The sequence below is a fragment of the Zoogloea sp. JDB1 genome (assembly GCF_056724025.1).
Map to the genome: position 1 here is coordinate 4,513,026 of NZ_CM161496.1, position 14,685 is coordinate 4,527,710.

Annotated in this window: 7 protein-coding genes; 1 reads left to right on the plus strand and 6 read right to left on the minus strand. The window is 60.4% G+C overall.

Going from position 1 to position 14,685, the window contains the following annotated elements; genetic code table 11:
- Positions 1-29: 29 nt before the first annotated feature.
- The 6 genes from prsT to modD all read right to left on the minus strand — a co-directional run bounded on the left by prsT (position 30) and on the right by modD (position 11,135).
- The gene (prsT, locus tag AC1PPK_RS20480) at positions 30-2,816 is read right to left on the minus strand and encodes an XrtA/PEP-CTERM system TPR-repeat protein PrsT (protein WP_481114850.1); all 2,787 of its coding nucleotides are present in this window, start codon (positions 2,814-2,816) and stop codon (positions 30-32) included.
- Positions 2,817-2,833: 17 nt separating this feature from the next.
- Positions 2,834-4,201, minus strand: a complete 1,368-nt coding sequence (gene prsR / locus AC1PPK_RS20485) for a PEP-CTERM-box response regulator transcription factor (RefSeq protein WP_481114851.1) — start codon at positions 4,199-4,201, stop codon at positions 2,834-2,836.
- Between the two features lie 40 nt (positions 4,202-4,241).
- Complete coding sequence (gene prsK / locus AC1PPK_RS20490) at positions 4,242-6,302, minus strand: XrtA/PEP-CTERM system histidine kinase PrsK (protein WP_481114852.1); 2,061 nt, start codon at positions 6,300-6,302, stop codon at positions 4,242-4,244.
- 87 nt (positions 6,303-6,389) lie between these two features.
- Positions 6,390-7,775, minus strand: a complete 1,386-nt coding sequence (locus AC1PPK_RS20495; protein ID WP_481114853.1) for a TIGR03013 family XrtA/PEP-CTERM system glycosyltransferase — start codon at positions 7,773-7,775, stop codon at positions 6,390-6,392.
- A 414-nt stretch (positions 7,776-8,189) separates the two neighbouring features.
- Positions 8,190-10,085: a potassium transporter Kup gene (locus AC1PPK_RS20500; protein WP_481114854.1), complete on the minus strand. Its 1,896-nt coding sequence runs from the start codon at positions 10,083-10,085 to the stop codon at positions 8,190-8,192.
- A gap of 183 nt (positions 10,086-10,268) precedes the next feature.
- A complete protein-coding gene (modD, locus tag AC1PPK_RS20505; protein WP_481114855.1) occupies positions 10,269-11,135 on the minus strand; it encodes a ModD protein in 867 nt (288 codons plus the stop codon).
- A gap of 235 nt (positions 11,136-11,370) precedes the next feature.
- Between modD and AC1PPK_RS20510 the strand changes: the two genes are divergently transcribed.
- Positions 11,371-14,679: an EAL domain-containing protein gene (locus tag AC1PPK_RS20510; protein WP_481114856.1), complete on the plus strand. Its 3,309-nt coding sequence runs from the start codon at positions 11,371-11,373 to the stop codon at positions 14,677-14,679.
- The last annotated feature ends 6 nt before the right edge of the window (positions 14,680-14,685 follow it).

Consider the following 14,685-nt stretch of genomic DNA (forward strand, 5'->3'; position numbering starts at 1 on the left):
AAATATTTATTGCCAGATGGTGAGAACCGTTACAACGAAGCTCGCAACTTGTCGATCTCGATACGGATTGCCGTCTTTTCCGGCGCATTCTTCAACGCAAGGTCGAGCTCCTTGCGAGCCCCTCCCGTATCGCCAGATTTGATCAGTGCCCGAGCGAGACTCAATCTCAACTGAGGTAGATTGGGCCCCAGGCTGACCGCTTTCTTCAAGGTCTCAACCCCTTTGCCAACATCTCCGTTTTCAAGCTGCAGCGTGCCATAGGTGTCGAGCACAACCGGGCTGTTGGGTGCCAAATTGACGGCCTGTTGTGCAACGCCAAGAGCACTCTTGTCTTTCAACTTGCCCAATGCCCACGCCATGTTGTTCAACAACATGGGGTTCTTCGGAGCAATCTCCAGCATCTGGCGATACTGCTGAACAGCCTGATCGTACTTCTGGGCGGCCAGATTGCTTTCCGCAATATAGCTGCGTAGCGTGAGATCCTTCGGATTAGCCTTGATCCAGTCCGAAGCCAGCTTGCTGGCTTCCTGGGACTGCCCCGCAGCAACCTTGGATCCATACAGCCGGACGGCCGCTTGAGCTGACTTGTCGCGCTGGAACGCCTCGCCATACGCCGCCACGGCTTCGTTCTTCCGGCCCAACGCGAACTGGACATCACCTTCAAGGACGAAACCCACCGCGGACTTGCTCTGTTGTTTCTGGACGTTCTTCGCGATATGCACGGCCTCCTCACCCCTCTTTGTATTGACAAGGATGGCAATTAGACGCTGCTGGACCTCGATGCTGTCGGGCTTGATCACAAGAGCTTTCCGCAAGGATTGCTCTGCACCCGTACTATCCTTCACCGACGATTGAAGATCGGCCAAGGACAGCAAGGCATTGGGCGAATTGGGCTGCTTATCCACGAGTTTGGAGAAGGTTGCGATAGCCTGCTGCAGCTCACCGGCTGCAACCTGCGATCGGCCAAGTAGCTCCAGAGCTATGGGATCTTCCGGAGCCGATGCAGCGGCCTCCTGGGCCAGTAGCAAGGCACGCTTGGCGTCCCCAAGCTGGACCAGCATGCGCACCAACGCAACACGGATCGGCAAGGAACTCGGCAGTTCAGCCAACCCCTTTTCCAATACGGCCTGCACTTCCTTGGTCGAGGCACCGGTCAGAGCCAGAAGCTCTCCGTACTGCATGTACGCCTCTGGAATCTTCTTGTTCTTGCTGAGGAAGTCCTCGTAGCGCTTGCGCGCAGCAGCCGGATTCTTCTCGCTGATATCCAGACGGGCCAAATTGCCAAGGGCCGGAAGGAAATCCGGCTTCAATTCCAGTGCCCGTTCAAAAGCTTTGCGCGCTCCGGCCACATCCTTGCTGGCCATGAACACGCCCCCCTTCATATTGAAGGTCACCGGATCGTTCGGCTTCTTCTTCTCCAGGCCCTTGACCGCATCCATCGCCTTGGCACTTTCACCGCGACGCAGATGAGCCATGATCAGCGCAATGTCCGCCTGGGAGTTATCGGCGTCCAGAGCCGACGCAGCCTCCAAATCCTGGAAGGCCCTCTCGGTTTCCCCCGCAGCAAGCCGGGAAACCCCGAGGCGGGTCCGATACTGGGCATTTTTCGGATCAGCCGCACTTGCACGGCGGAAATACTCTTCTGAGCGCGTGAAATCACCATTCATGGCATAGACCTGCCCTGCCAAGCTGAGAACGGCGATATCGTCGGAATGATCCTTCAACAGGGGCTGCAAGGCATCCAGAGCTTTTACCGGCTCTTGCAACCCAAGATGGGATGCGACGAGCAGACGTCGCGCAAGAGGCAAGTTTGGCGCCTTTTCGAGAACTTTGCTCAGGTTGTCCCGCGCCTGACCGAAGTCGCGCCGTTGCAGTTGCAGACTTGAGGCAAGCAATAGCGCCGGGGGGTAATTCGGCGCAACGCGCAGAACCTGCTGAACCCCTTCGTATGCCTCCTTACTCTTCCCGTTCCGCAGATCGATAAAGGCCTGGATATAGAGCGCCAGGGGATGATTCCCCACCGCTTTCTTCAAATCCTTGACCTTGCTCTGCGCAACATCGAGCTTATTGCTGCGCAGAAGCTGTGAAATCAGGCTTTGGTAGGCGGGCAGATCCGTCGGTCGAGCGGCAATAACTGCCTCAAACTCGGGAATGGACTCCTCGGGCCGATTCAAGCCTAGCAGAAGCTCCCCGCGCAATGCGTGCGCCTCCGGCAACTTGGGAGCGTCCTTGATGACCGCATCGACATCTGCCAGCGCGCCCTGCAGGTCGCGGCCACTCGCCTTCACTCTGGCCAGACCGACACGCGCCTGGGGATAGCTGGGAAACTCCTTGAGCGCCCCCTCGAAAGCCTGAACCGCCTCATCACGTTTGCCCTGGGTCATTTGTGCCAACCCGACGGTTGCCAGCAAAGATGCCCGCGCCTCAGCCTGGGACAGCTTCTGATCATGAAGTTCGGTCAGAACCCGCACGCCCTGGCCACTAAACAGAAGACTCTCGGCCAGAACCGGCACCACCTGATCAGGAGAAAATCCCAAATCCAGAGCCCGCTTGAGCTCCTTCTCGGCATCGGCGTAATTCCCCTGCTGGAAATGCACTTTACCCAACAGATAACGTGCCTCGGCAAGACTGGGATTCTTTTGCAGCGCGTTTTTTAACTGAATCGTCGCAGCGTTGGTGTCGTTCTTTGCCAGATACTCCTTGGCAGACGCCAGCATCGATTCGGGGTTCGCCCCGCAAGCAGTCAAAAGAAGGGCGCACAGGGCGCTGATGGCGGCGCTTCGCACCTTGGCACCATGCCTGAACGGGAAACGCATCTGCGGGGATCCTTGGGTCACGTTGAAATCTCTTTCTTCAAACCGAAGCGGTTCATCAAATCGTAAAGGGTTGGGCGACTGATACCCAGCACCTCGGCCGCGCGGGCCACATTGCCATTGACCCGGGCCATGACCCGGACCACCGCTCGACGTTCGGCCTCTTCGCGCACAACCCGCAGGTTCAGTGCCTCCAACTCCTCGTCCGCATTCTTGCCGAGTCCGACATCGTCGGCAGTAATGCAGTTCGCATCCGCCATGATAACCGCTCGCTTGATGGCATTTTCAAGCTCACGAATATTTCCGGGCCAACGATGCGACTCGATACTTTGAACCGCATCATCAGTGAGTGTCATCACACCTCGCCCATGTTCACCGGCAAAACGTTGCACGAAGGCATGAGCCAGCAAAACCGCATCCCCATCCCGATCCCGCAGCGCGGGGATGTCAACCACGATTTCAGCCAACCGGTAATACAAATCCTCCCGGAAGCGACCGGCCTGGATGAGCCCCTTTACGTCCTGATGCGTCGCACAGACGATTCTCACATCGACCGGAATCTCCTCACGACCGCCGATACGTTCGATGACCCGCTCCTGCAGAAAGCGTAACAACTTGGCCTGCAGAGGCATGGGTAAATCACCGATCTCATCAAGGAACAGAGTGCCCTTGTTAGCGACTTCGATCTTGCCAAGCGTTTGTTTCACCGCTCCGGTGAATGCACCCCTTTCGTAACCAAACAGCTCGCTCTCGAGCAGATTTTCGGGGATCGCGGCACAGTTGATGGCGACGAAACGCTCATTGCGACGCGGAGAAAGCTCATGCAAACCGCGAGCCAGCACCTCTTTACCGGTTCCACTTTCACCCAGCAACATTACCGTGACGTTTGCCGACGCAACCTTCTCGATCAGGCGGCACACCCGCAGCATACCGGGATCCCGCGTGATCACGCCCGCCAGTGCACTGCCCTGCTGAATCTTGAGCTTGCGGTTGTCCTGCTGCAGATCGTACAGGCGCAATGCCCGATCAAAAGTGAGAGACAGCAACTCGGGCTCGAAGGGCTTCGCAAAAAAGTCGTACGCACCCATTCCCACGGCACGAACTGCATTCTCCCGGTCGTGCTGGCCCGTCAGTACTACAACCTTGGTATCCGGCGCCAGCGCCAGAATCTCCCCCAGCAGCTTGAAACCCTCGGTCACGTCGTCGGGGGCCGGCGGCAGCCCAAGATCCATCGTCACGACGGCCGGCTCATGGCGCCGCAGTTGAACAATAGCCTCTTCTCGATCGGTGGCGACCACCGTTTCATACTGATCGAAAGCCCAACGCATCTGCTTTTGCAGCGCGGGATCGTCCTCGACGATCAACAAAGTCCTGCGTTTCTCGCTCATATGACTACTCAGCCAATGCTTCGTTACCGGCATTCTGGGGTTACGCCGCGAGCGGCAGGCGGATCTCGAATCTTGATCCCACCCCCACCTCGCTCTGCACCGTTAGGCTTCCCCCAAGTTCATTCACGTACTGCTGCGCCTCATAGGCTCCGACCCCCATGCCGCTGGCTTTGGTCGTCTGGAACGGCTTGAACAATTGTTCCCGAATGAAAGCGGCCGACATGCCTGACCCGCTATCCCGAACGGTAATGCAGGCAAACTTACCCTCCTGGGATAGCCCGACTGACACACTACCATGCTCGGGTGTCGCGTCCAGAGCATTTTGCACTATATGACCGAGTATTCGCTCAAGACGCTCAGCATGGGCCAAGACAGCTAGGTCCGGCAGGGCGCCGAGTAACCTGGGACTGGGTTTGAACAATCGCTTGGACTGCAGCACATGTTCGACCACCCCTCCGATCTGGACAGGACGACGCTGGTTGATCGGGGTCTTCTCCATCAACTGAGCCATCAACCCCCGCATGCGTGTTTCCACATGCTTCACCGTTTCCAGCATATCCGCCTGGAATTCCGGATTGTCCTTGTGACGCTCGGCATTACGCAACATCAGCGAGAGCTGGGCCACGAGATTCTTCAAATCATGGACAACGAAGGCGGACATACGGTTGAACGCATCGAACTTACGCGCCTCAATCAAGGCCTCGGCAGCCTGCATCCGTGCAATGTAGCCGGCGGCTTGCCGCCCCGCCATCTTGAGCAGATCAAGCACTTCCCAATTCACATCTACGGGCGTTCGAGGCGTCAGGAGAATCACGAATCCCACCAGCACGCCCGAGGAAATCAGCGGCACGATCAACCACATATCCGAGAGCTCCGACGCCCAAACCGGCATAGGCAAACCGGCTCCGGATGACAGCCCACTGCGCATTTCCTGCAGATTCACCACCCATTCCCGCTCCAGCAGGAACCGACAGAACTCGGAATCGGCCTGCTCGCGCACGCCATAATCCGGCATGTTGAGACGCGCCTGCTGGCCGTAGATGCCATTCAGATCGCAAAGCCAGACACCCCCTCCAGGACTTTCGACCAGATCTGCAAGCGCCTTGACCACGGACTCACCAAGACTCAACCCATCCCCCGCCACCGACAAGGCCTGAGTCACACTCAGCCACTCCTTTCGGTAGTCGTAGCGATATGCAAAGAAATGCTTGGCCAGCAGAACCCGCAGGCGAGCCCGGAATGCCCCCGAAACGATCAGCACACAGAGGAACAGAATGCCACTGAAGAGCAGCGCCAACTGAAGAGCCTCTCCCCACTCCCCGCCGAAATAACGCATGTAGTAACCAGCACCGGCGATCACCAACAAGTACAGACCAGAGCCGGCCAGCGCCGTCGAATGGAAAACCACGTGGCGAGATAAGGAAACACGCAGCGTCCAATCCGGATTGCGGGACGCCGAGACCGCCAGCAAAGGAATGGTCAGCGTATGAGCAAAGCCACGAACACTCCAGGTAACCGGATCAATGCGGCTGAACAGCAGCATATCCGCATACAGATACACATCGAAGGCAAACAGACTACCCAAGGCAAGCGTCAGCGGCTTGATGCCCCAACGATAGCGCTCAGGTACAGCACGATAGAAAAGCTCGAGCAGAACAAGCCCGAACACGGAGGACATCAATGATGTCGCAGCCCAAGTACGCATTGGCGTGCCATAAAGCGGCACTCCCAAGCTGAAACAGAAGACTCCGCCAGCAGCAAGGGCCACCACGGCCAATGCCCCTGGTGCAGGCCAGCGTGGCAACTCATCTATTTCGCTGTCGGCGGACGACTGGGACAGCAAAGCAACAAGAAAGCCGAACCAAGCGGCAAGGCGCAGTACATCAAAAAAATTAGCCAGCTGGAACAACCACCCCCAGCCTGAAACGGAGAATGCCCAGTTAGCCCCTGCCCACAGGGCTCCGCCCGCCGCTGCGGCAATCAACAAGGCTCCACGCCGTCCCTTCTTCCAGGCTACCGCCAGATACAGTCCGAATACCGCGTGGACGATGGCCGCGAACGCGTAACTCCAGACCGATACTTGGGACAGGACGGATTCCATCAGTTCTCAACAAAAAGGCATGTGCCCCCGCTTGGCGGGAGCACAGCATGTCATTCCGTCAGGGGTGAAAACAACGCGATAGAACGATCAATGCGCTCCGTCACCCGTCAAAACCACTCGAACAGTTTCAAACAACACTACGGTGTCCAGAAACAGCGTGTGGTTTTTCACGTAGTAGAGATCGTACTGCAGTTTGTTGATCGCATCATCGACAGACGAACCGTACTGGTAACGAACCTGGGCCCAGCCTGTCACACCCGGCTTGACACAATGACGAACTGCGTAGAACGGGATGTCCTTGGTCAGTTGGTCCACGAAGAAGGGACGTTCGGGGCGCGGCCCGACCAAGCTCATATCTCCCCTCAACACATTGAACAGCTGTGGCAGCTCGTCGATACGCACCTTCCGAATGAAGCGACCGACGCGTGTGACCCGGTCGTCGTTGGCCGCGGCCCAGCGCGGCTTGCCATCCCGCTCGGCATCCCGACGCATACTGCGGAACTTGGTGACTTTGAACAGCCGACCGCCAAGACCGACACGTTCCTGGCGATAGAGCACCGGGGCTCCATCCTCAATCACGATAGCCAGCGCAGCCAGTACCATGACCGGCGCGGCAAGGAGGAGCAGGCCAAGAGAAGCCACGATATCGAAGATCCGCTTCACCAGCGTACGCCCCCAGCCCTGACGGAAGCCTTCCCCATAAATCAGCCAGCTGGCTCGCAGGGAGTCGATTCGCACCTGACCTCGCACCCGCTCGAAAAAGCTGGACAGATCCAGAACCTTGATGCCGGCCATTTTGCAATCGAGCAATTCGCGGAGCGGAATCACCCCCCCCCGACGCTCCTTGAGCGCAACGATGATCTCATTGACGCGCAGCTCATTGGCCGCAGCCAGAAGACTGCCATCGAAATGGACGATCCGCTTCGGGTCGACCCTCACTTCATCATTGCTGCCTGCCGGGTAGAACCCCACTACCTGCAGGCTGGCATTGGCGGGATGCGTCAGTGCGTGCTCGACTGCGACGGCATCCGCCCCCGTCCCGATAACCATGATTCTCTTGACCAAAACCCCTGCCCCTGCACGTCGAACTGCAACTCCCCGCACGGCGACCACCAACCCCAACAGGGCAATGACATTAAGCTCTATCGCATCATGGGCGAAAACCCCCCACGGCAACACTCGAAACACACCATACGCCACCGGAACGCTCAGCACGATGGAAATGACCACCCGCATCACGGTTTCACGCCATTCGCCACTGAAACTAACGCGATAGAGACCGAGGGCCCCATTAAGCATCATCATCACCGCAGCAAACATCAGCGCGGATGGCACGACGGAGAACAGGAGCGCACCATCCACCTTGTCCTGAACCAGGAACACGACAATCACCGCGACAAACAGCAACAGCGCATCGAACAACAACTGCAGCACAGTGTTGGAAGGTACGTAATGATTGAAGAGTTTCAGCATTCCGAGCTCCGGCCGATCTTGCAATACGGCCGCCCATGCAAATTAGATGAAGCCATCAAACGCAGACGCACTCACACCCCAGAAAAAAGCAGCACATTATCTATGAAGACGGCGTGAAGGTCATGCCGATTGTGCACTGCAAATTTGCCAAATGCGTGAAACCTTGCGCTTCAGCACGATAGCCCCAGACGCTCGAAACACCCGTGATGCCCGTCACGGGGAGAAGTACTTTTCGACGAATTCGATGCCCACAACGGGCTCAAACGAGAGCCAGAATTATATGAAAGGCATTCTTAGAATTGAATCAATTTCTTGATTTTATTAAAAATAAAAAAAATTATCACTTATTTCATTTTTAAAGCAACAGATCCAGACGACTCCTAAAAAATGACATTCGTATAAACTCAAAAATTATCAAAGCTCAATTTGGGTACCAAATTCAACCACCCGATTGGCCGGGATGCAGAAAAAATCGGCGGCACTGTGCGCGTTTCTGAACAGCAGGATGAACAGCCGCTCCCGCCACAGGCCGAGAGAGGCCCCAGTCCTGGGGATCAGCGTCTCCCGCCCCAGGAAGAACGAAGATTCCATCAGCTCAAAGGCGAAGCCCTGGTCCTCGCATATGGCCAGCGCGGCAGGGATGTCCGGATCGTCCTTGAAACCATAGCGGACGAAAACCCGGTAAAAGCCGAAATCCAGCTCCTCCACCCTGACCCGGTCGGCAACCTGCACATAGGGAATATCCTCGGTCACCACGTTTACCAACACGACCCGCGCGTGCAATACCTTGTTATGCAGCAGGTTGTGCAGCAGCGCACGGGGCACCCCGTCGGGCGCCGTGGTCATGAATACGCCAGTTCCCGGAACGCGCAGCGGGGGATCATGGAACATGGACTGGATAAACAGGTCGAGCGGCATCGTGTCCTGCCGCATGCGCTCCGATAGCAGCGCACGCCCGCGCTTCCAGGTCATCAGCAACGTATGGACCGCCAGCCCCATCGCCAGCGGGAACCAGCCTCCATCAAATATCTTGACGCTGTTGGCGGCAAAGAAGCCGAAATCGACTGTGAAGAACAAGGCCAGGAAGGCCACTGCCGGCGCCCAACGCCACCGCCACAAGGCGCGCACCACTACGAAGGCGAGCACCGTGTCGATCATCATCGTCAGCGTCACTGCGATGCCGTAGGCCGAGGCCAATGCGCTCGATGAGCGGAAGCCGATCACCAGCGCGACCACCGCCGCCAGCAACAACCAGTTCACATTGGGCACATAGATCTGCCCCATCTCCTTGTCGGAGGTGTGGATCACGTGGATCCGTGGTGAATAGCCCAGTTGCACGGCCTGCTTGGTCAGCGAAAAGGCCCCCGAGATCACGGCCTGGGAGGCAATGATGGTGGCTAGTGTCGACAAACCGACCATCGGCAGCAGCAAGGGCTGTGGCACCAGGAGGTAGAAGGGATTGGATACCGCCGCGGGATTGTCGAGGATCAGGGCGCCCTGCCCCAGGTAATTGAGATACAGGGCCGGAAACACGTAGCCGAACCACGCGACCTTGATCGGGCGCCGGCCGAAGTGCCCCATGTCTGCATATAAGGCTTCGCCACCGGTGATCGCCAGCACCACCGCGCCCAGCGCGAGGAAGCCCAGCCAATGGTTATTGGCAAAAAAACTCACCGCGTAGGCGGGATTGATGGCGCGCAGCACATCGGGGTGGCGGGTGACGTTCATCGCCCCGAGCACACCGAGGGTCGTGAACCAGAACAGCATCACCGGGCCGAACACTGCACCGACCCGGGCGGTTCCCTTGCTCTGGATGACGAACAGGCCGGTCAGCACGAGCAGCGAGATCGGCAGCACATAGGGTTTGAAGGCCGGCGTCACAACCTCCAGCCCCTCCACCGCCGACAGCACCGAGATGGCCGGCGTGATCACCCCGTCGCCGTAGAACAAGGCGGCACCGAACAATCCCAGGCCGGCCATCGCGGCGCCCAGGCGTGGCGACTTGCTGGTGCGCAGGGCGAGGGACGTCAGGGCCATGATGCCGCCTTCGCCCCGGTTGTCGGCCCGCATGATGTAGACCACGTACTTGAGAGACACGACGATGGTCAGCGCCCAGAACACCAGGGACAGGATGCCCAGCACGTTGTCCGGGGTAACCGGCACGGCGTGAGGGCCATTGAAGACTTCCTTCATCGTGTACAAGGGGCTGGTGCCTATATCGCCGAATACCACCCCCATCGCCGCCAGAGCGACCGGCAGGACCTGCATACGGGACTGCTTCTCTTGCCCGGAGGCAAGCACTGTACTCATACGGCTCTCCTGAGACATCTCCGACGGATCCACCGATCCGCCCCTGGAACTCACTGCCGACTGCGGATTGCCACAATCGGGCGCCCCAGGGGGCCGGTCATCGGAGACGTCCCGCCACGCTTGGGGCCGAGATACTACCGCATTGCAACAGGAGCCGGAGACAGAACCTCCGGAGACGACGACTCATGCCAACGGCAGTTCAAAACAGACGGCGACGTCCGCGGGCGGCGCGGTATAGGGCGCGGACGTCACCAGCAGATCGGCACCGGCCGCCACGAAGGCCGCCGCATTCTCCGCCTTCACCCCCCCGGCGGCGGCAAGCAGCGGCGCTCCGCGTCCGTTGGAGACGCGTTCATGCACCCATTGCCGACACTCCGCCACCTGCTCGACGGAGAACTTCTCGAGTTGCAGCACATCAGCCCCCGCTCGGGCCCATTCAGCAGCCTCCTCAACACCACCGACCTCGACGACGATCTTCTTTTCCGGCTCCCGGGCTCGCAAGCGGGCCACAGTCTGCGCCGGCGTCTCGCTCAGGAACAGGCGATGCTCGGCAAACACCAGCAAGGATTCGGACAAACCCATACGGTGGATCGTCGCCCCACCGGCACGCACGGCCTTCACCGACATGGCTTTCGCACCCGGCACATTCTTCCGGGTGCAGGCCACCGCGACTCGTCGCCCCCCCGCCTCCGCCGCTTTGACAATGGCCGCGGCCGCCGTTGCCAGTCCGCTGGCCCACTCCATCAGAACCTGTCCGGTTTTCCACGCGGCGTGCAGGGAATCGGCTCCCCCTTCGGCCTCAAGCAGCAGACGACCGGCCTCCACGTGAGTCCCCGACGGCACCCATAGACGCGCCCGCGCCCCGACCAGCTCAAAAAGGCGTGTCGCCTCCTCCGATCCACATACCGTCATGGCGCCCCGCGCGCGAAAGGCCACCCGCCCTTCTCGCCCGCCGATACCCAGCGACGCCGTGGTCAGATCACCGCAGGACACATCGTCGGCCAGCAACGCAAGAAGGGTCGCGTCCGCCAAATTGAACGAAGACATCATCAAGGCTCCCGAAATCGATCACAGAAACAAATTGAGGACGGCCGATGATACTCGCCAGCCGCATTAATGCAGCGGCTGCGGAGTACACCACAGCAGCCCGACAGTAGTGCTCCACCAGGAAAATCCGGCAACGCTACAATGACGCCGACTTGCCGCACGGAACCCGGGTTCGCACAGAACAGCCCTTGACCGCCATCGGCTTTCGACACCAGCAACCTGATACCGCAGACAGCCAATGCCTTTCTCCCAGCGGATACAGCAACTCGCCGGAATTGCCGTCGCCTATGCGCTGTGCGGCCTGATCGCACTCCATATAGCGATCCCGCCCGGCTACGTCGCACCGCTCTACCCCCCCGCAGGGATCGCCCTGGCCGCCATGCTCATCAAGGGCCGACGCATCTGGCCGGCCATCTTTCTCGGTGCAGCCATCACCAACGTGGAGGCGGTCACACGTGCGGGACTCGGGGGGATCAACTGGATCATGCCCCTGTGCGTCGGCGCCGGCGCAGTTCTACAGGCCTTCGCCGGCGTGGCGCTGATCCGGCGCTGGGTCGGCTTTCCCAATTCTCTCGACAGCGCCGGCTCCATCCTGCGCTTCTTCTTCGTCGCCGCCCCGCTCAGTTGCCTGATCAGTGCCAGCATCGGCGTCGGAGCCCTGTCCCTGCTCGGCTCGGTCCCGGAACACGATGCCATCTTCAGCTGGTGGAACTGGTGGGCCGGCGACGCCATCGGCATTCTTATCGCATGCCCGCTGATCTTCGCCTTCTGGGGGCAGCCGCAGGGGGACTGGGCACCTCGCCGCCTGGGTCTCGTGATTCCCATGGGCACCGCACTGATCCTGCTGGTCGGTCTGGAAATCCAGATCGGCCAATGGGAGCGTCAGCGCCTTCAATCCCGTTTCGAAAGTGACGCCCACTTCATCTCCAATCTGCTGACCAGCCGCCTGGCCAACTATCAGTCGGTCCTGCAATCCGCCGAACGGGTGATGGTCGCCGCACCGGATCTGGATGACGAGGGCTTCCAGCAGTTCGCCGCCTCATGGCTGACCCGCCTCGGCGGCATCCAGGCCATCGGCTGGATTCCCCGCGTTCAGGGCTCCCAACGCACAGCTTTCGAACAGGCGGCACGCAGTGCGACGGGCGTTAGCGACTTCCACATACTCGATCGCGGAGCTGCCAGCGAGCTGTACCCGGCCCGTGACCGCGCCGAGTATTACCCCGTCCGTTTTGTCGCCCCGCTGGAGTCCAACCGGCGCGTCTTCGGCGTCGATGTATCGACGATTCCGGCCAGCGCGGAAGCCATGCAGCGCACCAGTGCCGACGGCCAGGCTGCGGCCTCCAGGGCCTTCGAGCTCACCCAGGAGACGCAGGGCATGGCCGGCGTCGTGCTGTACCAACGGGCCAATCACCGCGGCCTGCCTCCGCCGGCCAGTCTAGACGGTTTCGTCTTCGTCGCCCTGCGCGTAGAAGAAAGCGTGGTCAGTGCCCTGCGCGGCCATGAGATCCCCGGCATCCAGTACTGCTTGACCGAAAATGTAGGCGGCCAGACGGTCGGCAACCATCTCGCCGGCCACCAATCCTGTCCGCTGGCGGGCGCTGTCGGCACCGACGGACTGACCCCCTGGATAGAGCCCATAGAGTTCGGCGGTCAGTCCTGGACTCTGACCCTCAGCACCGATCCGAGTTACTCCTTCCGCCAGCGGGGCTGGGAAGCCTGGACCCTTCTTGCCATCGGCCTGTTGAGCATCGGCACACTGGGCGCTTTCCTGCTGGCCACCACGGGCCGCGCCCGCCGCATTGAAGAGCTGGTGGATCGGCGCACCATCGAACTGGCCGACGCGGGCCGTCGCTTGATCGACCAACAGGCCATGCTTACCCACGCCGAGCGGATCGCCCACCTCGGCAGCTGGGAAGCCGACCCGGCGAACGACCGCAACCACTGGTCTGCCGAGCTGTACCGCATTCTCGGCGTACCGACCGACACCCCAAGTACCCTGCAGAACTTCCTGGCTGCCATCCACCCGGAGGACCGTCTGCGGTTGCAGAACACCCTCGACAGCGTTCAGCAAGGGCAGCCCGGCGCAAATCTGGACATGCGCCTGACAAGCCCGGGCAGGGACGGCCGCATCGTGCATGTCAGCATCGAAGCCACGCCGGCCAGCAATGGCATGCGTACCCTGCGCGGCACGGTGCAGGACGTTTCGGAAAGCCGGGCCGCGGAAGCTCACATCCATTATCTGGCCCACTACGACACCCTGACCGGCCTGCCCAACCGCAGCCTGTGGATCAACCGCGCCGAGCAGGCACTCGCTTTCGCCCGGCGCAACCATACCTGCGTCGGCGTGCTATTCCTCGATCTTGACAATTTCAAGAAGGTGAACGACACCCTCGGCCATCCGACCGGCGACCGCCTGCTGTCGGCCGCTGCCAAACGTCTGTCCCAATGCCTGCGCGATGAAGATGTGCTGGCCCGTCTGGGTGGCGACGAATTCGTCGTGCTGCTCCCCCAGCTGTCCCGCTCGGAAGATGCCGCCACCGTCGCCCGCAAGCTGATTGACAGCCTGCTCACGCCCTTCGACATCGACGGCCAGGATCTCACCGTCAGCACCAGCATCGGCATCGCCCTGGCGCCCGACAACGGCACCCATGTGGACGTGCTGCTGAAGCATGCCGACACCGCCATGTACGACGCCAAGAACGAGGGACGCAACGATTTCCGCTTCTTCACGTCCGAGATGAACAGCCGTGCCTACGCGCGCCTGATGCTGGAGAACGCACTGCGACGCGCCATTGAACGCAACGAACTGGTCCTCGAATACCAGCCCCAGTGGGAGATGCCCGGCAAACGGCTGATCGGCGTCGAAGCCCTGGTGCGCTGGGACAGCCCCGATCGCGGCCGGGTCCTGCCGGGCGAGTTCATTCCCCTCGCCGAGGAAACCGGCCTGATCCACGCCATCAGTGACTGGGTCCTGCACGAGGCCGCCCGCCAGCAGGCCGCTTGGCGCGATGCGGGCCTGCCGGCGCTGACCGTCGCCATCAACATCTCGGCCCTGCAGTTCCGCCGCCCAGGCTTCATCGACCGACTCCAGCATGCGCTGACCCACTGGAACATTCCGCCCAGCAGCATCGAGCTGGAGATCACGGAAAGCGCGCTGATGCAGCCCAGCTGCGAAACGGAGCAGCAGTTCGCCACGCTGCGCAAGCTGGGCGTCGGTCTGGCGCTGGACGACTTCGGCACCGGCTATTCGAGCTTGTCCTATCTCAAGCGCTTGCCGCTGACGCGCCTGAAGATCGATCGCTCTTTCGTGCAGGACCTGCCCGGCGACCCGGAAGACGCCGCGATCGCTACTGCCACGCTGTCGATCGCCCGCGATCTGGGCCTCGACGTGGTCGCCGAAGGCGTGGAGACCGAAGCCCAATGCGACTTCCTGCTGGAACGCCAGTGCCGCGTGATGCAGGGCTACCTGCTCGCCCGACCGCAACCCGCCGTGAACATCACCCGCCTGCTGCGCAGCGAGGCCGAACGCGGCGCGGTCCCGGCCTGAACGCCC

Coding starts and splice junctions, on each gene's coding strand:
- prsT (WP_481114850.1), bottom strand. CDS start 2,816: ATGCGTTTCCCGTTCAGGCATGGTGCCAAGGTGCGAAGCGCCGCCATC.
- prsR (WP_481114851.1), bottom strand. CDS start 4,201: ATGAGCGAGAAACGCAGGACTTTGTTGATCGTCGAGGACGATCCCGCG.
- prsK (WP_481114852.1), bottom strand. CDS start 6,302: ATGGAATCCGTCCTGTCCCAAGTATCGGTCTGGAGTTACGCGTTCGCG.
- AC1PPK_RS20495 (WP_481114853.1), bottom strand. CDS start 7,775: ATGCTGAAACTCTTCAATCATTACGTACCTTCCAACACTGTGCTGCAG.
- AC1PPK_RS20500 (WP_481114854.1), bottom strand. CDS start 10,085: ATGAGTACAGTGCTTGCCTCCGGGCAAGAGAAGCAGTCCCGTATGCAG.
- modD (WP_481114855.1), bottom strand. CDS start 11,135: ATGATGTCTTCGTTCAATTTGGCGGACGCGACCCTTCTTGCGTTGCTG.
- AC1PPK_RS20510 (WP_481114856.1), top strand. CDS start 11,371: ATGCCTTTCTCCCAGCGGATACAGCAACTCGCCGGAATTGCCGTCGCC.